Annotated in this window: 23 protein-coding genes; 4 read left to right on the top strand and 19 right to left on the bottom strand. The window is 60.8% G+C overall.

The window, feature by feature from the left end; translation table 11 throughout:
* Positions 1 to 9 precede the first annotated feature (9 nt).
* The 3 genes from HMPREF3104_RS10480 to HMPREF3104_RS10470 all read left to right on the top strand — a co-directional run bounded on the left by HMPREF3104_RS10480 (position 10) and on the right by HMPREF3104_RS10470 (position 5,119).
* Positions 10 to 2,415, top strand: coding sequence for a glycogen/starch/alpha-glucan phosphorylase (locus HMPREF3104_RS10480; RefSeq protein ID WP_070496036.1), 2,406 nt, complete (start codon positions 10 to 12; stop codon positions 2,413 to 2,415).
* 105 nt (positions 2,416 to 2,520) lie between these two features.
* Positions 2,521 to 4,392, top strand: a complete 1,872-nt coding sequence (locus HMPREF3104_RS10475) for a chorismate-binding protein (protein WP_070495778.1) — start codon at positions 2,521 to 2,523, stop codon at positions 4,390 to 4,392.
* Complete coding sequence (locus tag HMPREF3104_RS10470) at positions 4,385 to 5,119, top strand: aminotransferase class IV (protein WP_070495776.1); 735 nt, start codon at positions 4,385 to 4,387, stop codon at positions 5,117 to 5,119. Before HMPREF3104_RS10475 ends, HMPREF3104_RS10470 begins: the two co-directional genes overlap by 8 nt.
* Here HMPREF3104_RS10470 and HMPREF3104_RS10465 read toward each other — a convergent pair.
* The 17 genes from HMPREF3104_RS10465 to hisD all read right to left on the bottom strand — a co-directional run bounded on the left by HMPREF3104_RS10465 (position 5,116) and on the right by hisD (position 22,797).
* Positions 5,116 to 7,104 carry a TRAP transporter permease gene (locus HMPREF3104_RS10465; protein WP_052203747.1) on the bottom strand — a complete coding sequence of 663 codons (1,989 nt, stop codon included), beginning with the start codon at positions 7,102 to 7,104 and terminating at the stop codon, positions 5,116 to 5,118. The genes HMPREF3104_RS10470 and HMPREF3104_RS10465 overlap by 4 nt on opposite strands.
* A 23-nt stretch (positions 7,105 to 7,127) precedes the next feature.
* Positions 7,128 to 7,619, bottom strand: a complete 492-nt coding sequence (locus HMPREF3104_RS10460) for a DUF1850 domain-containing protein (protein ID WP_052203745.1) — start codon at positions 7,617 to 7,619, stop codon at positions 7,128 to 7,130.
* Between the two features lie 16 nt (positions 7,620 to 7,635).
* Positions 7,636 to 8,631, bottom strand: a complete 996-nt coding sequence (locus HMPREF3104_RS10455) for a TAXI family TRAP transporter solute-binding subunit (RefSeq protein ID WP_070495774.1) — start codon at positions 8,629 to 8,631, stop codon at positions 7,636 to 7,638.
* 92 nt (positions 8,632 to 8,723) lie between these two features.
* Entirely contained in the window at positions 8,724 to 11,147 is a 2,424-nt protein-coding gene (locus HMPREF3104_RS10450; protein WP_070495772.1) for an excinuclease ABC subunit UvrA, read from the bottom strand.
* Positions 11,148 to 11,165: 18 nt separating this feature from the next.
* Complete coding sequence (gene pyk, locus HMPREF3104_RS10445) at positions 11,166 to 12,590, bottom strand: pyruvate kinase (RefSeq protein WP_070495770.1); 1,425 nt, start codon at positions 12,588 to 12,590, stop codon at positions 11,166 to 11,168.
* A 14-nt stretch (positions 12,591 to 12,604) separates the two neighbouring features.
* Positions 12,605 to 13,486 (bottom strand): prolipoprotein diacylglyceryl transferase, encoded by an 882-nt coding sequence (lgt, locus tag HMPREF3104_RS10440; protein WP_070496034.1) that lies wholly within the window; start codon positions 13,484 to 13,486, stop codon positions 12,605 to 12,607.
* A gap of 10 nt (positions 13,487 to 13,496) precedes the next feature.
* Complete coding sequence (locus HMPREF3104_RS10435; protein WP_052206324.1) at positions 13,497 to 14,312, bottom strand: indole-3-glycerol phosphate synthase TrpC; 816 nt, start codon at positions 14,310 to 14,312, stop codon at positions 13,497 to 13,499.
* Positions 14,313 to 14,331: 19 nt separating this feature from the next.
* On the bottom strand, positions 14,332 to 14,976 hold the full coding sequence (locus HMPREF3104_RS10430) for a TIGR02234 family membrane protein (protein ID WP_070495768.1): 645 nt from the start codon (positions 14,974 to 14,976) through the stop codon (positions 14,332 to 14,334).
* The gene (gene hisI, locus HMPREF3104_RS10425) at positions 14,976 to 15,353 is read right to left on the bottom strand and encodes a phosphoribosyl-AMP cyclohydrolase (protein WP_052203734.1); all 378 of its coding nucleotides are present in this window, start codon (positions 15,351 to 15,353) and stop codon (positions 14,976 to 14,978) included. The genes HMPREF3104_RS10430 and hisI overlap by 1 nt, the downstream gene beginning before the upstream one ends.
* Positions 15,354 to 16,133 carry an imidazole glycerol phosphate synthase subunit HisF gene (hisF, locus tag HMPREF3104_RS10420; protein ID WP_070495766.1) on the bottom strand — a complete coding sequence of 260 codons (780 nt, stop codon included), beginning with the start codon at positions 16,131 to 16,133 and terminating at the stop codon, positions 15,354 to 15,356. It lies immediately after the preceding gene.
* A 25-nt stretch (positions 16,134 to 16,158) separates the two neighbouring features.
* Complete coding sequence (locus tag HMPREF3104_RS10415; RefSeq protein WP_246816423.1) at positions 16,159 to 16,962, bottom strand: inositol monophosphatase family protein; 804 nt, start codon at positions 16,960 to 16,962, stop codon at positions 16,159 to 16,161.
* A 2-nt stretch (positions 16,963 to 16,964) separates the two neighbouring features.
* Positions 16,965 to 17,702: a bifunctional 1-(5-phosphoribosyl)-5-((5-phosphoribosylamino)methylideneamino)imidazole-4-carboxamide isomerase/phosphoribosylanthranilate isomerase PriA gene (gene priA / locus HMPREF3104_RS10410; RefSeq protein ID WP_070495764.1), complete on the bottom strand. Its 738-nt coding sequence runs from the start codon at positions 17,700 to 17,702 to the stop codon at positions 16,965 to 16,967.
* A 10-nt stretch (positions 17,703 to 17,712) separates the two neighbouring features.
* Positions 17,713 to 18,360 (bottom strand): imidazole glycerol phosphate synthase subunit HisH, encoded by a 648-nt coding sequence (hisH, locus tag HMPREF3104_RS10405; RefSeq protein WP_052203728.1) that lies wholly within the window; start codon positions 18,358 to 18,360, stop codon positions 17,713 to 17,715.
* Between the two features lie 35 nt (positions 18,361 to 18,395).
* Positions 18,396 to 19,619, bottom strand: a complete 1,224-nt coding sequence (locus tag HMPREF3104_RS10400) for an MFS transporter (RefSeq protein ID WP_246816422.1) — start codon at positions 19,617 to 19,619, stop codon at positions 18,396 to 18,398.
* 163 nt (positions 19,620 to 19,782) lie between these two features.
* Positions 19,783 to 20,403 (bottom strand): imidazoleglycerol-phosphate dehydratase HisB, encoded by a 621-nt coding sequence (gene hisB / locus HMPREF3104_RS10395; RefSeq protein WP_070495762.1) that lies wholly within the window; start codon positions 20,401 to 20,403, stop codon positions 19,783 to 19,785.
* Entirely contained in the window at positions 20,396 to 21,484 is a 1,089-nt protein-coding gene (locus HMPREF3104_RS10390) for a histidinol-phosphate transaminase (RefSeq protein WP_070495760.1), read from the bottom strand. Before HMPREF3104_RS10390 ends, hisB begins: the two co-directional genes overlap by 8 nt.
* Before the next feature lie 5 nt (positions 21,485 to 21,489).
* On the bottom strand, positions 21,490 to 22,797 hold the full coding sequence (gene hisD, locus HMPREF3104_RS10385) for a histidinol dehydrogenase (protein ID WP_070495759.1): 1,308 nt from the start codon (positions 22,795 to 22,797) through the stop codon (positions 21,490 to 21,492).
* A 50-nt stretch (positions 22,798 to 22,847) separates the two neighbouring features.
* Here hisD and HMPREF3104_RS10380 point away from each other — a divergent pair, with 50 nt between their 5' ends.
* Entirely contained in the window at positions 22,848 to 23,762 is a 915-nt protein-coding gene (locus tag HMPREF3104_RS10380; RefSeq protein WP_083279077.1) for a YbjN domain-containing protein, read from the top strand.
* A 102-nt stretch (positions 23,763 to 23,864) separates the two neighbouring features.
* Here the strand turns inward: HMPREF3104_RS10380 and HMPREF3104_RS10375 are convergent, their stop codons facing one another.
* Both HMPREF3104_RS10375 and HMPREF3104_RS10370 read right to left on the bottom strand, forming a co-directional pair.
* The gene (locus tag HMPREF3104_RS10375) at positions 23,865 to 24,383 is read right to left on the bottom strand and encodes a hypothetical protein (protein ID WP_141738229.1); all 519 of its coding nucleotides are present in this window, start codon (positions 24,381 to 24,383) and stop codon (positions 23,865 to 23,867) included.
* Positions 24,362 to 25,090, bottom strand: a complete 729-nt coding sequence (locus HMPREF3104_RS10370; RefSeq protein ID WP_141738228.1) for a nuclear transport factor 2 family protein — start codon at positions 25,088 to 25,090, stop codon at positions 24,362 to 24,364. Before HMPREF3104_RS10370 ends, HMPREF3104_RS10375 begins: the two co-directional genes overlap by 22 nt.
* Between the last annotated feature and the right edge of the window lies 1 nt (position 25,091).

The raw sequence follows: 25,091 nt of genomic DNA, 5'->3' as shown, positions 1-25,091 counted from the left end.
TTGGGAGCCATGAGCACTCAAGCGAATACGCACGCATCTCAGCCTGCGCTTCAAGATTCTCTCGCGGGCCACGTTAAGAGCTTCTCCGGCCGCGCGCCGGAGACCTCGACGGTGAAGAAGTTCTGGACTGGTCTTTCCGCCGCCGTGGTGGAGCAGATTGCAGAGAACTGGGAGGCCACGCGCGAAACCTACGCCGCAGGCCGTCAGGCCTCGTACTTCTCTGCAGAGTTTCTGCAGGGCCGCGCACTGCTGAACAACCTGACCAACCTGGGTCTTGTTGAGGAAGCCCAGGAACTGACTCGTTCCATGGGCCACGAGCTTTCAGACGTATTGGAGGCCGAGCACGACGCAGCACTTGGTAACGGTGGCCTGGGCCGTCTGGCAGCCTGCTTCCTAGATTCCGCCGTGACGCAGGACTACCCGCTGACCGGCTACGGCTTGCTGTACCGCTACGGCCTGTTCCGCCAGGAGTTCGTGGACGGCTTCCAGAAGGAACACCCGGATGCTTGGAAGGAGTCCTTCTACCCGTTCATCATCCAGCGCGGCACGCAGCAGCGTTTTGTGAAGTTTGATGACATGCAGGTTCGTGCCATCCCCTATGACATGCCGATCACCGGCTACGGCACGGACAACGTGGGTACCTTGCGGCTTTGGGACGCTGCACCGATGCACGAGTTCGACTACGACGCGTTTTCCTCCCAGCGCTTCACCGACGCAATTCTGGAGCGCGAGGCTGTCCATGACATCACGCGTGTGCTGTACCCGAACGACTCCTCCTACGCGGGCAAGCTGCTGCGCGTGCGCCAACAGTACTTCTTCTGCTCCGCGTCGCTGCAGGAGCTGGTGGACAATTACGTTGCCCACCACGGTGATGACCTGCGTGACTTCCACAAGTACAACTCGATTCAGCTCAATGACACTCACCCGGTGTTGGCTATCCCTGAGCTGATGCGCCTGCTTTTGGACGAGCACGATATGTCTTGGGAGGACGCCTGGGAGGTCACCACCAAGACGTTCGCCTACACCAACCACACGGTGCTGCAGGAAGCGCTGGAGACCTGGGAAGAGTCCATCTTCAAGCAGCTGTTCTGGCGCATCTGGGAGATTGTGCAGGAGATTGACCGCCGCTACCGCCTCGACATGGAGGAAAAGGGCATCGGCCCGGAGCTGGCACACCGCTACTCCCCGGTGCACGACGGCATGGTGCACATGGCGTGGATTGCCTGCTACGCCTCCTACTCTGTCAACGGCGTGGCTGCGATCCACACCGAAATTATTAAGCGCGACACCTTGGGCTACTGGCACGACCTGTATCCGGAGCGCTTCAACAACAAGACCAACGGCGTGACCCCGCGTCGCTGGCTGCGCATGTGCAACCCGCGCCTGTCCGCGCTGCTTGATCGACTGGCTGGTAATGATGACTGGGTAACCGACCTGTCCAAGCTCAAGGAGCTGCGCACTTACGCTGATAACCCGGAGGTGCTGCGCGAGCTTCGTGAGATCAAGGCTGCCAACAAGCAGGACTTCGCCGCATGGATCATGGACCGCCAGGGTGTTGAGATTGATCCGGATTCCGTCTTTGATACCCAGATCAAGCGTCTGCACGAGTACAAGCGTCAGCTGATGAACGCCCTGTACGTGCTGGACCTGTACTTCCGCATCAAGGAAGACGGTGAGCGTGACATTCCGAAGCGCACCTTCATCTTCGGCGCGAAGGCCGCACCGGGCTACGTGCTGGCCAAGGGCATTATCAAGCTCATCAACACCATCGGTGAGCTGGTGAACAATGACCCTGAGGTGTCCAAGATCATCCGCGTGGTGTTCGTGGAAAACTACAACGTTTCCCCCGCAGAGCGCATCATCCCGGCCTCGGATGTTTCCGAGCAGATCTCCATGGCTGGCAAGGAAGCTTCCGGTACGTCCAACATGAAGTTCATGATGAACGGCGCGCTCACGCTTGGCACCATGGACGGCGCCAACGTTGAGATTGTGGATGCGGTTGGTCAGGAAAACGCCTACATCTTCGGCGCTCTGGAAGAAGAGCTGCCGGAGCTCAAGCGCACCTACGACCCGCGCCAGGCAGCACAGGAGACCCCGGGGCTTATGCGCGTTCTGGACGCACTGACCAACGGCACGTTGGATGACCAGGGCACCGGCTTGTTCCACGATCTGAAGCAGTCGCTTCTGGATGGCTTCGGTTTCGACGACCCGGATGTTTACTACGTCCTCGGTGACTACGCCTCTTACCGCGAGACCCGCGACCGCATGGCTGCTGACTACTACGCAGACCCTGAGGATTGGGCACGCAAGTGCTGGATCAACATTTGTGAATCCGGCCGCTTCTCCTCGGACCGCACCATCCGCGACTACGCGGAGGAAGTCTGGGACATCACACCCACCCCGATTGCTAAGTAGCCGGGTTTCCTAACACGGGTTTCTGACCCCGGGCAGCACCACGGAGCACGACGCTTCCGGTGCTGTCCGGGGTTTGGTGTTTTGTGGGGGTAGCATTCCCTTGCGATGATTCTGCTGGTTGATAACTACGATTCCTACACGTTTAACCTCGCACACCTGATTGCGGAGGTAGCCGGGTTTGCGCCTGAGGTTGTGCCCGCTGGTGAGGCGCATGATCTGCCGGATCGTATCCGCGCGGGCGAGTTCAGCCATGTGGTTATCTCCCCGGGACCAGGTACTCCGAGCAAAGAGGAGGACTTCGGAGCTTCCCGGCGCGTCATCGAGGCCGCCGCGCACGCCAATGTCCCTCTGATCGGTGTCTGTTTGGGCCATCAGGGGCTGGCGCTGCTCGCCGGTTCTTCTGTGACCCGTGCGCCGGAGCCTCGTCATGGTTTCGTCTCCACGATTCACCACTCGGGCGAGGGCATTTTCAAAGGGATCCCGCAGGATTTCCAGGCGGTGCGGTACCACTCGCTGCATGTAGAAAACCCCCAGGGTGTCACTGTTCATGCGCGGAGTGAAGATGGCGTTGTGCAGGCGCTGAAGATTGACGGTCTTGAGCATTGGGGCGTGCAGTTTCACCCGGAGTCGGTGTTGTCGCAGCATGGCCACCAGCTCATGCGAAACTTCCTTGGTGGTTGGCGCTTGGTGCACAAAACGGTGCCCGGAAAGATTGACTGTCAGCGGGTGTTTCGGGCTCTTCGTAACTGCGGCACCCATAACGCCTTCTTCCTCGACTCCGCCGACCCACGCGGACGCTACAGCATCATTGGAGACGCCAAAGGTCCGCTCTCGCGCACCTTTACCTATTCCGTAGGCGACGCCGAAGGCCCGGACATCCTGGAGACCCTGGAGCGTGAACTGGCCACGCCGATTGTCAACGCCCCAGACCTCCCGTTTACCGGCGGCATGATCGGCTATCTGGGGTACGAGTGTGCGCAGCTGACCATGCCGATCACGCTGCGTCACCGCTCCCCGTACCCGGATGCGTTCTTTGTACGGCCGCAGTCCTTCATTGTGTACGACCACCAGGAGGAAACCGCGCACCTGTGTAGCCTTGAGGGCCCCGAGACGGACAGCCTCCTCAGCCGCCTCCACAGCGCGCTCACTGCTACACCGTCTGCTACACCTCCGGAACAAGCCCCAGCCAGCGTCAGTACCGGCACGTGGCGCACGGATGACTACGAAGCGCGCATCGCCCGAGCCCAGGAGCTTCTCCACGCCGGCGAGAGCTACGAGGTGTGCCTGACGGACACCATCACGGCGCACGCCGAAGGCGATATCTACGCAGATTTGCGGGCGCACAACCCGGCGCCCTACGCCGCGCATCTGTGCTTCGACGGCGTGGAGGTTTGCAGCGCGTCGCCTGAGCGTTTCCTCACCGTGCGCGGTAACACCGTTGAGGCCAAGCCGATCAAGGGCACGATCGCCGCCGACCAGGATCCGGCGGAGCTCACCAGGGACCCGAAGACGCGGGCTGAAAACCTCATGATCGTAGATTTGCTGCGCAATGACCTCTCGCGCGTGTGCACGCCCGGCACCGTCACTGTGCCAAAACTCATGCAGGTGGAAAGCTACGCCACCGTGCACCAGCTAGTTTCCACCATCACCGGTCAGTTGCAGCCGGGTGCTTCGCTTATCAGCGCCATACGTGCCACCTTCCCACCCGGCTCCATGACCGGTGCGCCGAAGCTGCGCACATGCGAGATCATCGACCAGCTGGAGGATGGCCCGCGCGGCGTCTACTCGGGCGTGTTGGGTTATATGGGATATGACGGACAGGCGGATCTCTCAGTGGTTATCCGCACTGCAGTTCGTCAAGGAAACGAACTGACGGTGGGCGCCGGCGGAGCGATTGTGCTGGATTCAGACCCGAAAGCCGAGCTGGCAGAGCGCAACCTGAAAGCCCAGGCTGTGTTGGGGGCGTGGAATGACTAGCTATCCTGCCAAGTACGCCTGGCACGGCGAGTTTATCCCCCGTGACTTCCCCGACGGCCCCATCGACGTTGCGGATTCTTGGCGGCATATCAACGGCCGCACCAACGGTCTGGACCTGCATCTCGTCCGCTTCAGCCGGAGCGCCGGCCCGCTACCGGCAGGGTTTGTCGACGCGATGCTGCCGCTGCTCTCCCACGGGGAGTTCTTCCCCCGCATCGCCCTTTCTCAGGGTCTTTTGCTTCTGGACGTCCGCGTTGCCCCACCCCCACGCCCCACCACGAACCTTACGTATGTGCAAGCTCCCGACCCACGCACCCAGCCTGAAGTCAAAGGCCCCGACTTCAGTGCGTTTCGCACCCACCGCAGCCGCTTTGGGGTTGCGGGGACGGATGATGTGGTGATCGTGGATACGCAAGGTGCTCTGCTTGAAACCACTACCGGCGCGTTGCTTTCCTTCGACGGAGATGCGCTGGTGGTGCCGGAGGGAACCAAACTTCCCAGCGTGACTCTGCATCAGATCACTACCCGTGCAAAGCAGCTTGGGAAGCGAGTGATCAGTCGGCCGTTGACGCTGGAGCACGCAACCACCCACCCCCTGTGGTTTTGTAATTCACTGCACGGAATCAGCCCGGTTGACCAACTATGCACCGAAACGACAACCACCACCCCACCGGCACACCCGGATGTGGCCGAGTGGCAGGCGTGGTGGTGGAATCAGTTCCGCTAAATATTCCTGATGGAAAGCATGTCCTGCTTCTTCGCAGCGACACACTGAATAGCAATGGCAACGACTGCAATGCCAAGGCCGATTGCGTCGGTCATCAGGTCGGGCGCCATCATCGTCAGCGCCGCCGCGGCGAACAAAACACGCACAATCGGGTTGGCGTTGACCATGAAATGGCCCTCAACGGCAACCGAAAGCAGAAGCACGCCAACGGTGCCGGTAATCGCAACCAGGATTGCCTGGCCAGCGGTGACGTCTTGCAGCAGCATCGCCGGGTTGAACACGAAGATGAACGGAATGATGTAGCCGGCAAGTGAAAGGCGCATGGACTGGAAACCAGTCTTGACCGGATCCGCACCCGACAGGCCTGCTGCGGCAAAGGATGCAAGCGCCACCGGCGGGGTGATGTTTGCAAACAGGCCGAAGTAGAACACGAACAGGTGCGCAACCAACGGCTCCACACCCAGCTGACCCAGAGCCGGTGCCGCCATGGTGGCGGTGATGATGTAGGTCGGAATGGACGGTAGGCCCATGCCGAGGATGATGCAGGCGATCATGGTCAGGATCAGAGAGAACAGCAGGTTGCCTGCACCAATGGTCACAATGGCGTTTGCCAGCTTCACGCCGAAGCCGGTGAGCGTCACCACACCCACGATCACGCCGACAGCCGCACAGGCGATGGACACAGACACGGAGGTCTTCGCGCCGTCTGCAAGTGCGTCAATCATGTCCTGGATGCTCATGCGGGTGGTCTTGCGCAGCTGCGCAACCACGGCCGTGACCAAGATGGTCAGCAGCGCGGACAGCAAGATAGTGCGGCCGGTGAAGAACAGCATGTAGATCAAAAACAGCAGCGGAATCATCAGGTGGCCGCGCTCTTTGAGCACCTCGCCAACGGCTGGCAGGTTCTCACGAGAAATACCTTTCAGGCCATCGCGGGTGGCGCGCAAGTGCACCTGGGCGATCACGCCGAGGTAGTACAACAGCGCTGGAATCAGTGCCGCGATAGCAATGTCGCGGTACGGCATGCCAAGGGTTTCCGCCATGATGAAGGCCGCCGCACCCATAATCGGCGGCAGGATCTGACCACCCACGGACGCAGAAGCCTCAACCGCACCGGCAAACACTGGCTTGTAGCCAACACGCTTCATCAGCGGAATGGTAAACGCACCGGTGGTCACAACGTTTGCCACCGCAGCACCGTTGATGGAGCCAAGGAAGCCGGAGGCAACAACCGCCACCTTTGCCGGGCCGCCACGAGACTGGCCTGCCAGCGCTAGCGCAATGTCGTTGAAGAACTGGCCCATGCCCGACTTCTGCAGCACCGCACCGAACAGGACGAACAGGAAGATGTAGGACGCAGCCACACCGATAGCGGTGCCGTAAATGCCCTCGGTGGTCAGGTAGAGGAAGTTAAACGTGGCATCCCAGCTGTACCCGCGGTGGCGGAACATGCCGGGGATCTCGCGGCCGAACACCGCATAGAGCACGAACAGCACGCCCAGGATCGGTAGCGCCCACCCAGAGATACGCCGTGCTGCCTCAAGCACAAGCAGCACCAACACTGCCGCCATGATGACGTCCCACATGGTGGCAACACCCGCGCGGCGCACAATGTCGTCATAGTTCAAGTACACATACACCGCGGTGGAGATAGACAGCAGGATCAAGATCACGTCATAGAACGGGATCTTGGTTCGAGATGCCTTCTTCACCGGCGGGTACATGGCGAACGCAAGCGCCAGGATCATGGCAACGTGTATTGAGCGGTGGATCAGTACCGGAGGGGTGCCAAAGTATGCCGTGTACATGTGGTACAGCGACACAACCACTGCGAAGATGGTCAGCCCGATAGCTAGCGGGCGGGACGTGAAGCTGCGCTGGCGTGACTCACGGTCAAACTCTTCCAGAATCGCCTGAGCATCCGGCTTCACATCAACAGTGTCAGTATTTTTCCCATCGTTGGGATTAGTGATCTTCGTTGACATGGAATTGCCTTTTCATTGAATTGTTAGCGTCGCTCAACCGTTGCCTTGAGAAACACCCGCTCCGGGAGGTCATCTGTAAGAACAAACGGGGCTCGTGCATCTGTGTATGACACGGTCAAGGTGTGGTGCGTTGCCTGGGAGTGCACCCAGGTCACTTCCTTGTATTGGTGGTGAAGATCAGCAATGTGAACCTCGCCGTTTTCAACAGTGGTGGTTCCACCGATATCCGTCGGGGCGCCTGCGCCGTAAGACTTCAAATACACATCTGTCAGCTGCAGACCATCGCGGCCAATCTCGTAACGTTCCCGCCACGGCGTTTTCTCAATGGAGTGGATCCACGCCAGTTCCATTGAGGAAACCTCAGCAACGGGAGCGTCGAACAACGTCGCCCCACTTTTCTGGTCAGAGACAACCAAGTGGGGCTCACGCAGTTGCGTCCCAAGGAAAGCGAGCGCCGCAATCACCACAACGAGTGCGGTAACTGCGGCAAAAACGCTACGCCGAAAACTGGCCACAAGCAGGACACACTACTTAGAGTGCGCCAACCTCCTCGAAGTAACGGCGCGCACCCGGGTGCAGCTCAGTTGCCAGACCATCCTCGACAGAGTCAAGGGTGATCTTCTTGGCAGCGTTGTGCGCACCCTGAATCTCATCGAGATTCTCAAACAGTGCCTTGGTGATCGCGTACACCTCATCATCGGACAGGTGCGGGGACACCAGCAGCTGGTTGGTAATGGCCGCGGTCATGACATCCTCTTCCTGGTCGTAGGTGCCACCAGGGATCGGTGCATTGTCAAAGAACGGATACTTTGCCTGCAGCGCCTCAAAGCCCGCGCCCTCGATCGGGATAACAACCACGTCAGCGGTGGTTGCCAAGTCCATCACGGAGGAGTTCGGCAAACCGGAGGTAACAAACGCAGCGTCAATCTGGCCGTTCTTCATCTGGTCGATGGAGTCTGCGTAGGACAGGAAGTCCTCGCTGATGTCCTCGTAGCTCATGCCATAGGCCTCAAGGATCATCTGGGCGTTGAGCTCCACACCGGAGTTCTTGTCGCCCACGCCAACGCGCTTCCCCTTCAGGTCCTCCACCGACTGGATGCCAGAGCCAGCGGTGGTCACAATCTGCACGTAGTTCGGGTACAGGGCGGTAATGGCCTTCAGGTCAGATGCGCCGCCCTTGCCCTCGAACGGGCCGGTGCCCTCAATTGCCTGACGGGTTGCGTCGCCCATGGCGAAGGCAACCTCAGCGTTGCCGTCCAACAGCAGCTGCACATTCTCTACCGACGCACCGGTGGCCTGCACGGACGAATCTGCGCCCAGCTCGCGGTTCAGAATCTGCGACATGGTCGCGCCGATCTGGTAGTACGGGCCGGAGGTGCCGCCGGTTGCGATGGTTACGAAGTCAACGTTGGCTTCGCCCGCTGCGTTCGAGTCTGCGGAACCGCCAGTGCTGCTGCCGGTGTCAGAGCAGCCAGTCAGAATGAGGGAAGTGGCCAGGAAGGTCGCGGCGAGAGTGCGAGTACGCATTCGAAGTTCCTTTGGTTGATGGGACAATAACAACTCGCACCGTACAGTGAGCTACGCAACATTTCACGTATTTCGCAGAATTTTTTACGCAACTACCCCATGCGCTGCGCAAGCACCCGCCCCGTCGCGGTGTCGCATAACGCAAGCTCAGCCGGCGTGCCGTCCGCAATCACTCGACCGCCTTCGGCACCCGCACCTGGGCCCATCTCAATCACGCGGTCTGCCTGCGCGATTACCGAAAGATCATGTTCAACCACGATCACGGTCTGCCCGGCATCAACAAGGCTGTTGAGCTCTGCCACCAGCAGTGCAACGTCGGCCGGGTGCAGGCCAGTTGTCGGCTCATCCAGCAGGTACACGGTGTGGCCGCGCCGCGAGTTTCGCGCGCGCTGCAGCTCGGTTGCCAGCTTGATGCGTTGCGCCTCGCCGCCGGAAAGCTCCGGCGCACCCTGACCCAAGCGGAGATATCCCAAGCCCACTGCCTGCAGCGTTTCTACTGCACGCAGGATCTTCGGCTCGTCTGCAAATACCTCGGCCGCCTCATCAACGGTCAGGTCCAGCACCTGGGCGATGGTCATCCCCTGCCAGGTCACTTCGAGGGTCTCGTCGTTGTAGCGAGCGCCGCCGCAGTCCGGGCACGTGGTGTAGGAACCCGGTAGGAACACCAACTCCACCTCGATCTTGCCCGCACCCCCGCAGGTTGGGCATTGGCCTTGCTTGACGTTGTAGGAAAACCGCGACACGCTCCATCCGCGTCGCTTGGCTTCGTCGGTGTCGGCGAAGAGTTTGCGTACTGCGTCGAAAAGACTGGTGTACGTGGCCAGCGTTGAGCGCGGCGTGCGCCCAATCGGCTTTTGGGTGATCTGCACGATTCGGTTGACAGCGTCGGTGCCTTCTTGCTTATCGACGCCCCATGTACCCTCATCCACCCCTTCCCCATCTTCATCCGTGGCCGAGTTTGCTGTGTTGGTCGCTGCGCGAAGCACACCTGCGAGCACGGTGGAGACCAGCGTGGACTTACCAGAGCCAGACACACCAGCTACCGCGGTGAATTGGCCCAAGCCGAATTCCACATCCAGGCCGTCAATGGAGCGTGCGCGGATCCCTTCCAGGGAGAGGGTGCCTTGCGGGTTACGTGGGGCGTCGTTAAGCAAAAGGCTCCTGTTAGCAAGAGCACGGGCGGTGGGGGCATCGCCGCTGTAGTCGCTGGTGGGACCGGAGTAGACCACCTCCCCGCCACGTTCACCGGCGAGCGGGCCGACATCGACCAACCAGTCGGTTTGGGCCACGAGGTTCATGTCGTGCTCTACAAGCAGCACCGAATTGCCAGCGGCAATGAAGCGGCGGCAAATGTTGAGCACCGCATCGCGCTCTGCAGGGTGTAGTCCCGCGGACGGCTCGTCCAATACATACGCCACACCGAACAGGCCGCTGCGCAGCTGCGCTGACAAACGAATGCGCTGTAGCTCGCCAGCAGACAACGTGCGTGCAGGCCGGTCCAGACTCAAGTGCGCAAGCCCCAAATCCAGCGCCGACTGCAACGCCGGCAGAATCTGCTTCAGCAGCAAATCCTCCGCCGAGCCTGCCTTCGGCGTTTGCGCATCCAACACCTCATAGACGCGGTCAAGCGGCAACGCGCCAAGCTGATCAATAGGCATCCCGGCATACGTCACCTTTAGCGCCTCAGGGTTTAGGCGCCGCCCGCCACAGGTCTCACACACGCGCGACTCCATGTAGGACAGCACGCGTTTGCGCAGCGTATCCGACTGCGTCTCCGCCAACGTGGTAGTCAGATAGGAGGCCACGGAACGCCACGTCCCCTTGTAATTTCGCTGAATCTGATCCGCGCCGCGAACCGGCTTCACGGTTACCACAGGGCGCTCATCAGTAAACAGGATCCAGTCCCTGTCCTTCTTCGACAGGTCCTGCCACGGGCTATCAAGGTCATAGCCTAGGGTTTGCAAAATGTCGTGAAAGTTCTTACCCGCCCAGGCACCGGGCCAGGCTTGAATTGCGCCAGCTTCAATCGACAGCGTTGGGTCCGGCACCATCGACGCCTCAGTCGGCTCATGCACCACACCCGTGCCCTGACACGTCGGACACATGCCCTCAGGCGTATTCGGCGAAAAGGAATCCGAATACAGGCCCTTCGGGTTATCGCCGGCGCGCGAATACAGCAAACGGATGCTGTTGGACAACGCGGAAACCGTCCCCACCGTCGAGCGCGCCCCACCGCCGGAGGTGGACTGCTCCAGCGCCACAGTTGGCGGAAGGCCCTCCACTGAACCCACCTGCGGGTCAACGGCAGAACCGATCAGACGACGCGCAAACGGCGCCACCGACTCCAGGTAACGCCGTTGCCCCTCCCCGTGGATAGTGCCAAAGGCCAGCGATGACTTCCCAGAGCCCGAAACCCCCGTTACCGCCACCAGCGTCCCGCGCGGGATGTCCACATCCACGTTGCGCAGATTGTGCAGGTGAGCGTCACGTACCTGGATGCCATCAGAAACAGTCATGGCATCCAGGGTAACTACTTAGGGGTTACGGGTGTCCTCGCCCAGCTGGTGCACGTGAATCGTATTCGTGGTGCCAGCAACCCCCGGTGGGATACCGGCCACAACCACCATGGTCTCGCCCTTCTTGTAGTCATCCAGCGCAAGCAAGATGTCATCTACCGTGCGGATCATGTCATCCGTGGAGTACACGTCCGGGCACAGGAAGGTCTCCACACCCCACGTGACCGCCAGCTGGGAACGAACCTGCTGCACAGGGGTGAACACCAGAAGCGGCAGCTCCGGGTGCAGGCGTGCCACGCGGCGAGCCGTGTCACCAGAAGTAGTAAACGTGACAATCGCGCGCGCGTTCAGGCGGCTAGCAATGTCATTTGCAGAATACGACACCACTCCACGCTTGGTGCGCGGAATGTGATTGAGCGGCGGCACCGTGCCCATGGTCTCAGCAGAACGCACGATCCTGCTCATGGTGCGCACCACATTGTGCGGGTCAACACCCACCGACGTCTCGCCGGAAAGCATCACCGCATCCGCACCATCCAGCACCGCGTTAGCCACATCGGAGGCCTCAGCACGCGTTGGGCGCGAGTTATCAATCATGGAATCCAGCATCTGCGTTGCCACGATCACCGGCTTGGCGTTCTCACGCGCAATCTGGATCACGCGCTTTTGCACCAACGGCACCTGCTCGAGCGGGATCTCCACACCAAGATCACCACGAGCCACCATCACGGCATCAAACGCCAAAATGATGGACTCCAACGCGTCAACCGCCTCTGGCTTCTCCAGCTTCGCAATCACCGGGACGCGGCGGCCAACCTCATCCATGATCTCGTGCACCAAGTCCACATCAGACGGCGAACGAACGAAGGAAAGCGCGATCATGTCCACGCCCATACGCAGCGCAAAACGCAGGTCTTCCTTGTCCTTCTCACTCAACGCCGGCACGGAGATAGCCATGCCAGGAAGAGACACACCCTTGTTGTTGGACACGGGGCCACCCTCGGTGACCTTGCACACCACATCGTTGCCATCAACTTCGAGGCAGACGAGGCCGACCTTGCCATCGTCTACAAGCAACCTGTCCCCCGGTTTCGCATCCAGCGCCAACTGCTTGTATGTGGTGGAAACCCTGTCGTGCGTGCCCACAACATCATCAACGGTGATGCGGACAATCTCACCGGTCTCCCAGTAGGTTTTGCCATCCCCCTCAAAGCGGCCCAGGCGAATCTTCGGGCCCTGCAAGTCAGCCAGGATGCCCACGGCGTGGCCAGTCTCATCCGTAGCCTCACGGACCCAGCGGTAATTCTGCTCATGGTCCGGGTAGTCGCCGTGGGAGAAGTTCAGGCGAGCGACATCCATGCCCTCTTTAACAAGGCCCACGATGGCATCTTTGCTTGCCACCGCGGGACCAAGAGTACAAACAATCTTCGTTCTTCTATCCACGCGCCTAACTCTACTCAGTTTTCACGCTCATGCGCGTTCGCGGGATCCACCTCCTGCGGGGTTTCGCGTCCACGCTGCGCACGCAGGAACAACACCAGCGCCACAATGAACAAGATCCCAGACACCCACGTGTTCACACGCTGGCCCAAGATCATCGTCGCCGCATCAGTACGCATCAGCTCAATGAAGAACCTGCCAAAGGTGTAGCCGGCAACGTAGAGCCACAGCACACGCCCGTGGCCAAGCTTGAACCTGCGATCCGCCCAGATCAACAGAGCGAAAATGAGCACGTTCCAGATCAGCTCGTACAAAAAAGTCGGGTGCACGCTTGCAATGACCTCACCCGTGGAGTGGCCATTGAGCGGCGAGTAGTTGCCCGCTTCATCTACGCGGTAGTAAATATCCAGCGCCCAGGGCACGTCTGTTTCCGCGCCGTAGAGCTCTTGGTTAAACCAATTACCCAAACGCCCAATGCCCTGGGCCAAGATCACGCCCGGGGCAAGCGCATCCGCGAGCGGCAAAAACGGCAGCTTTTTCACCCGCATCATCACCATCAGCGCCACAGCGCCCAGTGCCACCGCACCCCAAATGCCAAGGCCGCCGGCGGTGATATTGAATGCCTGCCAGGGATCCTTGCCGGGTCCGAAGTACTTATCGTAATCCGTAATCACGTGGTAGAGACGCCCGCCGATAATGCCGGCCGGGATGACAACAATCAGCGCGTCCCACACCGTGTCCGCGCTGCCCCCGCGCGCCTGGTAGCGGCGGATGCCAATAAACGTAGCCACGATGATGCCGGTCATAATGCACAGCGCATACGCACGGATAGGCACCGGGCCAAGGTGCCACACGCCCTGTGGCGGCGAAGGGATGTTAGCCAAGATCATGGTTTGCACCCCCAGCACACTACCGTCTCGGACAGGAGGGGTGTTGGCCAGCTGCGGCGAGCTTGCGCGTAGCGGCAAAAATATCGTCGCCGCTCATGATCGCCTCAGCCGCCAATACGGCATCCGCACCACTTGCAGCCGCATCCAACAGGTCACGCACAGACGTCACGCCACCCAGCGAAATCTTGATCACCTCACTGGGCAGGCCCGGCACGATCTCGGCGAACACGCCATGGCGCAGATCATTGGTGTCAAAGGTCCAGGAGTTCACCGCAATCACGCTCGCCCCCACCCGCAGCGCCAGATCCGCCTCCTGCGGGGTGCGCACCTCCGCCATCACCACCATGCCGAGTGACTCCGCGCGGTCTAGCAGCGCCGCCAGCCTGGCCTCCTCCAAAATCCCCACCTGCAGCGGCAGCACATCCGCACCGTAGCAGCGCGCCTCATGGATCTGATACGGATCCACAATCACGTCACGACACACCATTGGCAGACTCACCGCAGCCCGGGCGGCGGCCATGTCGTGCAGGGAACCATCAAAGCGCAGGCGCTCCGTCTGGCATGCGATCAGGTGCGCCCCACCGTCTTCAATAGCCTTCGACACATCAGCAATCGCCCGTCGATCAACCCTGGTCGGGCCGAAGACGGGCGAATTCAGCTTGATTTCTGCAATCACACTGCAGCCGGGCCGCAGAAGCGCGGCACGGGCATCACGCGTGGGTTCCATGTCGCGGGAGCGCGCCTTGATCTCCTTGAAGGGCACTTGGGCTTCCCGCTTTTCGACGTCACGCAGCACCCCATCCACCACCGGATTGACCACGCTCGACGCCAGCATGTGCATAAGGGTAGTGGCTCTAGCGCCCTGTGGAGAAATCGGTGGGATCAATATCCGCGTCCAGCGCGTCCCACATAACGCGGCCCGAATCGGGGCGCGCCTCCATGTCTTCTTCCAAATGTTTGCGCCGCACCGCTTCTTTTTCGTACTTGCTCAGCTTCGGCGCGTCCTGGCCTGGGCGCAGCGCAACAATGACCGCACCCACCACGGCAAGCGCCGCACCAAGCAGTGTGAGAAGCGGAAACGCTGTGGAGATGTCCGTGGCGGTGATCTTTGCCCACTCCGAGATCAGCTCCGTCTTCGACGCCGTGGTCTGCGCCGCATCCGCACCTGTGGTCAACAGTGCGTGCACACGCTCCGCGTCCGCCCCTCGCGCAAGCAGCATCACAGGTGACACCGCCGCACCGACGGCTGCGATAGCGGAGATGATCGCTGTGGTGCGTCTGCCTAAGCGTCGTAAAGCAAAAGCCCCCAAAGCGCCGACAAACAGCAACAGCGCAACGGCAGTAGTCTCCGTAGACCAATCCGCGCCACGGATCTGCGCAACACCACCGCCAGAGAGGGAATCCTCATAGGTGGCGGTAATCCATGGCACGCGCGAGAACACGGCCAACAACGTGGCACCGAGCACGATCAGGATCGCTCCAACTTTGTGCGGGGCCATCACAGCAACACATCCGCATCAAAACACGTGCGATCACCCGTATGGCACGCACCACCCGTTTGCTGCACGGTCACCAAAATCGTATCGCCATCACAATCCAGCGCCACCGACTCCACCGCCTGCACGTTGCCGGAAGTCAAGCCCTTAATCCAGTACTCCTTGCGCGAACGCGAGTAGTACGTACCGCGGCGCGTAGCCAGCGTGTGGGCCAAAGCGTGGTCATCCATCCACGCCATCATCAACACCTCGCGCGTGTCAGCCGCCTGCACAATCGCAGGCACCAAGCCATCCGCGTTGCGCTTCAGCCGCGCAGCAATGTCCGGGTCCAGCGCAAAATCTGCCGGATCGGTCAGCTCCTGAGACATCTCTTCAGACATCTAGCGCACCTCATAACCCGCATCAGCCAACGCCTTTTTCACCTCAGCGATAGACACCTCGCCGAAGTGGAAGATCGACGCTGCGAGCACCGCATCCGCACCCGCCTCCACCGCCGGCGGGAAGTGCGCGGCGCTACCCGCACCACCAGACGCGATCACCGGGATGTTCACCGCCGCGCGGACCTCGCGCAACAGCTCAAGGTCGAAGCCTTCCTTCGTGCCGTCACCATCCATCGAGTTCAGCAGGATTTCACCAACATCCAGCTTTTCGCCGGTGCGCGCCCACTCAATGGCGTCCAGCCCAGCGGAGCGAGTGCCGCCGTGCGTGGTCACCTCAAAACCGGAAGGCGTGGGCTCTTCGCCGGAATTGGCAGGGCAACGTCGCGCATCAACGGAAAGCACAATGCACTGGGAGCCAAACTCCTGCGCCAGCTCACGCAGTAGCTCCGGGCGCGCAATCGCTGCAGTGTTCACGCTGACCTTATCCGCGCCAGCGCGCAGAAGCTCGCGCACATCATCGGCACTGCGCACACCGCCACCCACGGTCAATGGGATAAAGACCTGGTCCGCGGTCCGGCGCACAACCTCAAGCATCGTGCCGCGGCCCTCTTTAGACGCAGTGACGTCCAAAAACGTCAACTCATCTGCACCCTCTTCGCCATAACGCTTGGCTAACTCCACCGGGTCGCCAGCATCTTTGAGGTTTTCAAAATTCACACCCTTGACCACGCGGCCGTTATCCACGTCCAGGCAGGGAATCACTCGCACAGCTACGGTCATGGCTGCTCCTTATTTATGTGCTTAGTTATGTGTTTGCGGATATGTGCAACATGCTACTGAGCACCGTCTCATGTGCTGACGGCGCACCAACGATCGCCCCTACACTCTCCGGCGTCCACGGCCCACCGTCCACGTCCGTAACTATCGCTCCTGCGCACCGCGCAAGCAGGACACCTGCGGCGTTGTCCCACACGTACGGGGAAAAACTCACTGCCGCCCGGTAAATACCAAGCGCCACGAAGGCCAGGTCCACGCCAACGGATCCGGAAATGCGTGGGCGCAACGGGCCATCTGCAAGCAAGCCAATCAAGGCGAGGCGAAGCGGCGCCGGGAAGCGTACCCGGTCATCGGAGCCAACCGAGCCCACGCCTACCTGTGCGGCACGCCCCTGCCCACCGGTGTCCTCCAGCGGCGGCAGTACTTCACCGTTACACACCACCGGGCCACCGGCGCAGGCAGAAACGTGCAAGCCCAAAAGCGGCATGTCCACCACTGCCACAACCGGCTGGCCTTCCAACACAAGGGAAACCAAAATCGCACAGTTCGGGTTGCCGGCGGAGTAGTTCGACGTGCCGTCTATAGGATCGAGCACCCAGCAGGCCTCCGGGGTGAACTCCCCGCCGTTTTCTTCCCCAAAGACGTTGATGCAGGTTTCCCTGCGCAGGTGTTCACGCAGCAGCGCCTCAATTGCCAAATCAGCCTCGGTAGCAAAATCGCCCTTCCCCTTGAACAGGGCAGGCGCCGCACCCCGGTGAGCCAGCAATACCTCACGCGCCTGGGCCACAGCCTCAAGCGCAACATCCAAATAGCGCTGCATATCCGCCGTCACGGCTAGCGGGCACCTACTGCAGTAAGCGCCTCACGCAGCGTAAAGCGCTTCTCATACAGCGCCTTGCCAATGATGACAGAGTCAATGCCCTCGTCTACGTAGGAGGCAATCTGCGTGACGTCTTCAATCGTTGCAATACCGCCAGAGGCCGTAACAAATGCGTCCGTGGCGGCAGAGACCTCACGCAGCAGCTCCACGTTCGGGCCTGCCAGCGTGCCGTCCTTGCTCACGTCAGTGACCACAAACCGGGTGCAGCCCGCAGCATCAAAACGCTCGAGCACCTCCCACAGGTCCCCACCGTCAGAGGTCCAACCATTGCCCTTGGTCTGCCACTGCCCGTTTTCCTCACGCACCGCAAGGTCAATGGCAACCTTGTCGCCGTAGCGCGCAATGACGGATTCCATCCACTCCGGATTCTGCAGCGCCGCCGTGCCAATGTTGACGCGCTTCGCGCCGGTTGCCAGGGCGCGCTCCAGACTTGCATCGTCCCGAATGCCGCCGGTCAGCTCCACATTGATATCCAACTGGCGGGTAATGTCCGCCATCAGCTCATGGTTGGAGCCGCGCCCAAAGGCCGCATCTAGGTCCACAAAGTGCAGCCAAGTCGCACCTTCTTCCTGCCACTGCTTCGCAGCAGAAAGGGGGTCCCCGTAGACTTTTTCAGTTCCGGCTTCCCCCTGGTCCAGGCGAACAGCCTGGCCATTAACCACATCAACAGCTGGCAGCAGAGTAAATGTCATAGCGGCTAGTCTAACTCAGCTGTTTCACCCAGTTGCGCAGTAGCGCAAGGCCCGCATCCCCAGACTTTTCCGGGTGGAACTGGGTTGCCCACAACGGGCCGTTTTCCACAGCTGCCACAAACCGGGACTGGGCGTGCTGCGCCCACGCCACCTTGGGGTATGCAATGAAGTCATCTTCTTGTAGTGGGAATTCCTGCGCGGCATACGAGTGCACGAAGTAGAAGCGCGCATCTGGGTCAATGCCAGCAAACATGGCGGTGTCCTCGGGCTGCTCCACAGTGTTCCACCCCATGTGAGGCAGCACTGGGGCCTCAAGCTTATCCACGCTGCCAGGCCACTCCCCCAGGCCTTTCGCCTCAACCCCGTGTTCCACACCTGTTTCAAACATGACCTGCATGCCAACGCAGATACCCAACACTGGGCGCGAACCTGCCAGGCGCTGGCCAACAATGCGCGGCCCACCTACCGCGTTCAGTCCCTGCATACAGGCCGCAAACGCACCAACGCCTGGTACGACAAGGCCCGTGGCCTCGACTGCCTCTTTGGGGTCGCGAGTGACGTTGACGCGTGCGCCGACGTGTTCAAGGGCACGCTGGGCGGAACGCAGGTTTCCGGCGCCATAATCTAGGAGCGCCACGGTGGGTTGGTGTGCAGACATGGGCGTTGATTTTAGCGCGTCGGCCCAACACAGCCTTAACTCTTCGGCCTTCTGCGCCTCGGTACCTGTACGGATTTGAGGCGAACCGCAAGGTTGTTCACTTCCACCACACGGTAGCGGCCCAGCTGCCTATCCAGCAGGGTCACAGCGAGGCCCACCAGGATCACCCCTGCAGCGATGCCAAACATCGGTGCAAAGCTCATGCCCACCAGCATCATGCCGTAGACGGTGGAGCCAATGCCTGTACCGCTGTCAAAGGAGATATTCCAGATGGCAGACGCTTGGGATGCCTTGGAGCGCGGCAGACGGTAGAACATCATGGTCAATGCCTCATTCTGGGCGGCACCGAAGCCAAGGCCGTAGAAGATCACCGCGAACGCCACCGTCCACACTGGCAGTCCCAGGACCAAGATCACCGCGGTCATAAACACGCCAAGTGCGGCACAAACCTGGAACGGGATGAGCACACTGCCGGGTTGGCCGGTACGGTCCGTAACTCGTCCGGCGTAGTAACGCGAGGCCATCGCCGCCAGATTGAGCAGACCCAGCATTACTCCGCCAAGAGCTGCGCCGCGGGCGGCGTCCAGATCACGCATTGCAGCTGGCAGGAAGTTTGTAATCGCGCCGTAGGCGGTGGTGATAAACATCAGCGCCAGGGCAGGCACCAGCACAAGGTGCCAGGTTGGCACGCGGATCACGTTGGGGGTGATGTGTTCTTCCACACTCGGCGGAATGGTTGGGATCAGTACTGCAGACAACAGTGCAACCAAACCAACGGAGGCCCCGATTGCAAACACACCGTTGTAGCCAACCACGTCCACCAGCCCCAGGCCCAGCGGCAGAGCTACCATTTGCGACGCCCCGACGAACAGCCCCAACGTTCCCGTCGCACGCCCAAGCAAGCGCAGTGGCACAAGCTCTGCAATAATCGCAGCCTCTGCCACAGACAGTGCGCCGAAGCCGACACCACGGATTGCACTGACTGTCAGCAACACGCCGGGCTCCATGCCCAGCATGTAACCAAACGCGGGGCCGCCAAGCAGGAAGGCGGAAACCACCATGACCACGCGGAACCCAAACTTCCGCAACAGCCATGGTGTGAAGATCTGCGTGATCACGGTAAAGAGCATGAACACGCCGGTACTCAACCCCGCCAGCGATTCCGCCCCACCAGCATCAAGTACTGCCGTGGGAACGACGGGCAGCAGCAGCGACCACGCGCCAAAGGCAGCGGCGACGGCAACCAGGACGGCTAGCATGCCTCGGGCTCGCCACACCGATGTCACACCACTTACTTCCTCTGGTGTTAACGGCCTGCGCGCCCTTGCGAAAGCGCCCATCAACGCCACTACCCCGCTCCCTTCTGGTTGCCCTTCTTGTTGTTCGCTTTTCAGTTACCTTTTTCGATCTTAGAGGTGGACTCTAAAGGGCACCCTTTGTGGAAGGGATACCGCTAATCTTCGGGTCCGCTTCGGCTGCTTGGCGGATTGCGCGGGCCACCGCCTTGTACTCGGCTTCCGTGATGTGGTGAGGGTCTCGCCCGTAGCGCACGTTTACATGCAGGGTGACGGCGGAGTTCAACGCCAGCGTTTCAAAAAAGTGGCGGTTGATCACGGTGGCGTAGTGGCCGCCGATGACCTGCCAGTCCATGTTTTCCGGCTCGCCGTTCATGACAAAGTAGGGCCTGCCGGAGAAATCCACAACCGCCTCGACCAGCGTCTCATCCATAGGAAGCAGCATCGAGCCGAAACGGCGAATGCCTGCCTTGTTCCCAATCGCCTCTGCAAGCGCGCGGCCCAGCACAATGGCGGTGTCTTCCACCGTGTGGTGCGCGTCAATGTGGGTGTCACCCTTCGCAGTCACGGTCAGATCAAACGCGCCGTGGGTGCCAAAGGCATTCAACATGTGGTCAAAAAACGGCAGACCAGTATCTACGTTGCACGTGCCCGTGCCGTCCAGGTTGATCTCTACCGTGATGTCCGACTCACTTGTCGTACGCGTTGCGCGCCCGATACGCGGCGCGTTCACTCCCCCATCAGCCATTGATAATCTCCTTCGCTGCCTGCAAAAATGCGTCATTTTCCGTGTCCAGACCAATGGTGACACGCAGCCGGTGCGGCACACCAACGTCTCGAATCAGCACCCCGCGGTCCAAGAACTGCTGCCACGCAGAAGCAGCGTTTTCAAAGTGGCCGAAGAAAACGAAGTTCGACTCGCTCGGCACCACGTCATAGCCCATAGCAAGAAGCTCCGCCTGCACTCGCTCGCGCTCACGAGCAAGCTTCTCCACTGTTGCCAACGTGTCGTCGGCATGCTTCAGCGCCACCGTCGCCGCAGCCTGGGACAGCACCGAGAGGTGGTAGGGCAAACGCACCAGCATCACGGCCTCCACAAATGCGGGGTCCGCCACGAAGTAGCCCAGACGGCCACCAGCAAAGTCGAACGCCTTGCTCATCGTGCGGCTGACTACAAGCTTCTCCGGGTACGCAGCCAGCAGCGTGCACGCAGATGGGGAAGGCGAAAACTCCGCATACGCTTCGTCCACAATCACAATCCCCGGCGCGGCCTGAATGATGCGCTCGATGGCTGCGATGTCCGTGACGTCACCGGTCGGGTTGTTTGGGGTGGTGACAAAGACAACGTCCGGCTGGTGTTCAGCGATTGCGGCAAGCGCCACATCCATGTCAATGCGGAAATCTTCACCACGAGGCACGCCGATAAATTCCGTCTGGGTGCCAGCGCACAGGATTGGGTGCATGGAGTAGCTGGGAACAAAGCCCATGGCGCTGCGGCCCGGTCCGCCGAAGGCTTGCAGAAGTTGCTGGAGCACCTCGTTGGAGCCGTTTGCTGCCCAAACGTGCTCGCGGGTAACTGCTACCCCGGTCTGCGTGGTCACGTATGCCGCTAGTGCGTCGCGCAGCACGACCGCGTCGCGCTCCGGGTAGCGGTTGAGCCCACGTGCCACCTTTTGTACCTCTGCAACCAGATCCGCAATCAGCGCATCTGATGGCGGGTAGGGGTTCTCGTTGGTGTTGAGGGCTACGGCAACATCCAGTTGCGGTGCGCCGTAGGCATGTTTGCCACGCAGCTCCTCGCGCAGCGGGAGCTTGTCTAGAGACGCCATGTGTTTTAGTCCTCCATCCTTGCGGCGATTGCTTCGCCGTGTGCGGGCAGCTGCTCGTCTTTGGCCAGCGCAATGATGTGGTGGCCAATGTCCTGCATGGCTGCCTTGTCATACTCAATCAGGTTGACTGGGCGCAGGAAGGTGTGCGTGCTCAACCCAGCGTTGAAGCGTGCAGTACCAGAGGTTGGCAGGACGTGGTTGGAGCCTGCAGCATAGTCGCCCAGCGGTACTGGCGAGTAGGGGCCGATGAAGATTGCGCCTGCGTTGGTGATGCGCTGCGCCACCTCACGTGCGTTTGCGGTGTGAATCTCCAGGTGCTCAGCGGCGTACGCGTTGGCTACGGCAATGCCCTGCTCCATGTCGCGCACCAGCACCACGCCGGATTGCTTGCCACCAAGGGCAGAGGCTGCGCGATCCGCGTTGAGGGTCTGTGCGCTGAAGCGCTCCACCTTGTCCACAACGTCTTGTGCAAAGGTTTCGGAATCCGTGATCAGCACGCTCGCGGCGTTCTCGTCGTGCTCGGCCTGCGAGATCAGGTCGAGGGCAACGTAGGTGGAGTTCGCACCAGCGTCTGCAAGCACCGCGATCTCACTCGGGCCAGCCTCGGCATCGATACCAACAACGCCGTTGACTAGACGCTTGGCCGCCGCAACAAAGATGTTGCCCGGGCCGGTAATCATGTCTACCGGCTCAAGCTCATATGCGTCATCGCCATAGGCCATCAGGGCCACCGCCTGCGCGCCGCCGACTGCCCAGACCTCGTCTACGCCCAGCAGCTTGCAGGCAGCCAGGATCGTCGGATGCGGCCAACCACCAAAGTCTGCCTGCGGCGGGGTGCACACCACCATGGACTCCGCGCCGGCTTCCTGGGCAGGGATCACGTTCATCAACACGCTGGATGGGTAGACCGCCTTGCCACCCGGCACGTACAGGCCCACACGTGCCACCGGCAGGAACGTCTCCGTCACCGTCGCACCATCTGCAAGCGTGGTGGTGTGCGCGGCAGGCTTTTGCTCCGCGTGTACCTTGCGAATGCGCCCGATCGCTTCCTTCAAGGCGGCGCGCAGCTCAGGCGTCAGACCAGCCTCGGCCGCGTCGATGACATCGGCCGGCACCCGCACGGATGTTGGGCGCACATGGTCAAACTGCTCGCCATAGGCAAGCGCGCGCTCAGCGCCTTCTTCACGAACGGCCTCAACAATCGGCGCCACCGTTGGCAGCACAGAGGCAACATCAACGCCACCGCGCGGCATGAGGCGGCGCAGCTGAGAAGTAGTTGGAGTTTGGTCCCGGAGATCGGTCACATGCAGCATTTGTCTAAGTCTATCCCTGTCAGCAGCGCCGCGGGCCTAAACTCACCCACATGGGTAGGCATAGGCGAGCGCGAGGGCGATTAGAGGACGGCCGAATTGATGAGCCGCTGGCAGAAGTCACCCTCGAACGCGTCGCCGAAGCGTTTTCCAGTCTGGGGTTGGAAGCGCTGTCTCGCCCCGATCGGGCGGTGGTCGGTCTACCCGCAGCAACAATAACGGTGTGGATCTCCTATCAGCGGCCGCAGACGCTGGTGGTTGATGCGGTAGATCGCATTCCTACAGCTTTTGAGGCTGCACCTGCCCTTTCCCGGTGGTGTAACCAGTGGAACCGCGATCAGTTGGGGCCCGTTGCGTCGTGCCGGCTCACAGATGCTGGTGATTTCCGGGTCCGCCTGCGCAGCGCGATCCCCATCCGCCACGGGCTGAGTGATTCGCAGTTACTGACCTTCCTCGCCCATTACTACGGCCAGCTGCAGTCGTTTTCCACGCAACTGCGTGCGCAGACCTTGCCCATCGGTTTTGATACCCCCTTGCCGCCGGCACTGATGCGTGCGCAGGATCACCAGGCGTTGGTCAAGGAGCCTTTGCTTATCGACGCCCCATTGCACGCCCCCGACATCTACACCGCCACCCCCACACCCGTGTTTGCCCAGCCTGTGGACTTGGTGGCGCTCAAAGAATCGCTGGAGGCGCTTGATTTTTCTTATGCGGTGACCGACGGAGTGATCGCAACCGGGGTGAACGGGGTGACATTTGCGCTGATGGTGGACGCGGGCACACACATCCGCGTGGCGTCCATGTGGGATACCGGGCTGAGTGAGGATTCTGCCTTCTTCAGCACGTGGCTTGCCTGCAACGATGTCGCCGAGCGAGCATTGGGCATCAGCGTGTACCTGTGGGCATCAGCGTGTACCTGCACGAAGATTTGGAAACGCTCCACGTGCAGGCGGAGGCATCTTTGTTAATAGAAGACGGTGTAAGTGATCAGCAGCGCGACAACTTTGTCATTACCGCGATTTTGTCCTGCCTGGGCGCAATCGATCGGGCGAGCGTGATGATTTCTGGGGCTACGCATGTTCAGTGGCCGCCAAGTACGCAATAACGCCACGCAGCCAGTAGATGATTGCCGCAACAGCCGGCGCGACAACCCACACCGCAGGCGTAGTCAGCGGCGGCGCAATACGGGTGGCATCACTGCGATGCTGCATCATGGACATCACGTCACCCACAGCGATCACCGCAAACGTCGCCGCCACGGCAACTACGATCAGCCACACCAGGTAGCCGACGCGTTTGTGCTGGTGCCACGCAAGCGTAGACAGCAATACGCCAATGACGGCGGTGATGACGCTGAGCCAGCCAACCGTGCCAAAGAAAGCGTTCGGATCACTGGCAACCTGATCAACCACCCCCGAAGCGTCAATCACCAAGGCGGGGCGCAGCAGCCCCCACGCCACCCCACCGGCAATGCCAAACCCCAGCCCGGCAAGTAACAACCCGGCGGCACTACCAATGGCTGGGGAAATACGCGGCATACTGCTGCTACTGCGGCGCTGCGGCTTGCTTAGTTCTTGCACACCTTCCACTTGCCGTCTTCCTTAGCAAAGAGCTGCACGCTCTCGTTCTCACCGGCGTTGGACTTGCTGTGCACGGTGGCGGAAGCGCGGTCACCATCGACGCGGACGTCAGAGACGGTGATTTCAGAGCGCGGAATATCAAAGGCGCCGCCCTGGGCTTCCTGCTGCTCCATGATCTGCTCAACCATCTCCAGCGTCAGACCCTGGCTTTCAAACTGCTCCATCGCAGGCTCACGAACGTCAGCGCAAGAGTTGTCCAAGATCACGCGAGTCCACTTGGCAAAGGACTCAGGGTTGCTGATCTTGGTCACAACCTCTTCCATTTCCTTGCGCTCCGCCTCGGTGCCCTCACGGCCACCTGCCAGCGGTTCAAATTCTGGTGACTCCAGCCCGTCCTCAAGCGGGTTGATCAGGGTTGGAATCGCCTGATCTTCCTGCTTGCCTTCGTCCTTCTTCTCTCCCCCGTTGTTCTTCTTCTCCGCGCTGGTGGTCGGCTTCGACTCAGACGCCTTCGACTCTCCGGCTTCGGCGGAAGGTTCTTCAGCGACAGTGTTCTCCCCCGCCTCATTGGCAGCGCCCTGCGCAGTCGCCGCAGTGGAAAGACCGCCACCAGCGGTGGTTTCAGAATCAGAGCCGCACGCGGTGAGCGTGCAGGACATTACGACTGCTGCGGCGGCCACTGCGACAGACTTCTTCGAAGCAAAGGGAAGCGTCACG

Source organism: Corynebacterium sp. HMSC30G07, from assembly GCF_001806945.1.
Lineage (GTDB): Bacteria > Actinomycetota > Actinomycetes > Mycobacteriales > Mycobacteriaceae > Corynebacterium > Corynebacterium riegelii.
This window is presented reverse-complemented; position numbering and strand designations above follow the sequence as displayed.

Coding starts and splice junctions, on each gene's coding strand:
- HMPREF3104_RS10480 (WP_070496036.1), top strand. CDS start 10: ATGAGCACTCAAGCGAATACGCACGCATCTCAGCCTGCGCTTCAAGAT.
- HMPREF3104_RS10475 (WP_070495778.1), top strand. CDS start 2,521: ATGATTCTGCTGGTTGATAACTACGATTCCTACACGTTTAACCTCGCA.
- HMPREF3104_RS10470 (WP_070495776.1), top strand. CDS start 4,385: ATGACTAGCTATCCTGCCAAGTACGCCTGGCACGGCGAGTTTATCCCC.
- HMPREF3104_RS10465 (WP_052203747.1), bottom strand. CDS start 7,104: ATGTCAACGAAGATCACTAATCCCAACGATGGGAAAAATACTGACACT.
- HMPREF3104_RS10455 (WP_070495774.1), bottom strand. CDS start 8,631: ATGCGTACTCGCACTCTCGCCGCGACCTTCCTGGCCACTTCCCTCATT.
- HMPREF3104_RS10450 (WP_070495772.1), bottom strand. CDS start 11,147: ATGACTGTTTCTGATGGCATCCAGGTACGTGACGCTCACCTGCACAAT.
- HMPREF3104_RS10435 (WP_052206324.1), bottom strand. CDS start 14,312: ATGCTGGCGTCGAGCGTGGTCAATCCGGTGGTGGATGGGGTGCTGCGT.
- HMPREF3104_RS10430 (WP_070495768.1), bottom strand. CDS start 14,976: ATGGCCCCGCACAAAGTTGGAGCGATCCTGATCGTGCTCGGTGCCACG.
- hisI (WP_052203734.1), bottom strand. CDS start 15,353: ATGTCTGAAGAGATGTCTCAGGAGCTGACCGATCCGGCAGATTTTGCG.
- hisF (WP_070495766.1), bottom strand. CDS start 16,133: ATGACCGTAGCTGTGCGAGTGATTCCCTGCCTGGACGTGGATAACGGC.
- priA (WP_070495764.1), bottom strand. CDS start 17,702: ATGACATTTACTCTGCTGCCAGCTGTTGATGTGGTTAATGGCCAGGCT.
- hisH (WP_052203728.1), bottom strand. CDS start 18,360: ATGTCTGCACACCAACCCACCGTGGCGCTCCTAGATTATGGCGCCGGA.
- HMPREF3104_RS10400 (WP_246816422.1), bottom strand. CDS start 19,619: ATGCTAGCCGTCCTGGTTGCCGTCGCCGCTGCCTTTGGCGCGTGGTCG.
- hisB (WP_070495762.1), bottom strand. CDS start 20,403: ATGGCTGATGGGGGAGTGAACGCGCCGCGTATCGGGCGCGCAACGCGT.
- HMPREF3104_RS10390 (WP_070495760.1), bottom strand. CDS start 21,484: ATGGCGTCTCTAGACAAGCTCCCGCTGCGCGAGGAGCTGCGTGGCAAA.
- hisD (WP_070495759.1), bottom strand. CDS start 22,797: ATGCTGCATGTGACCGATCTCCGGGACCAAACTCCAACTACTTCTCAG.
- HMPREF3104_RS10380 (WP_083279077.1), top strand. CDS start 22,848: ATGGGTAGGCATAGGCGAGCGCGAGGGCGATTAGAGGACGGCCGAATT.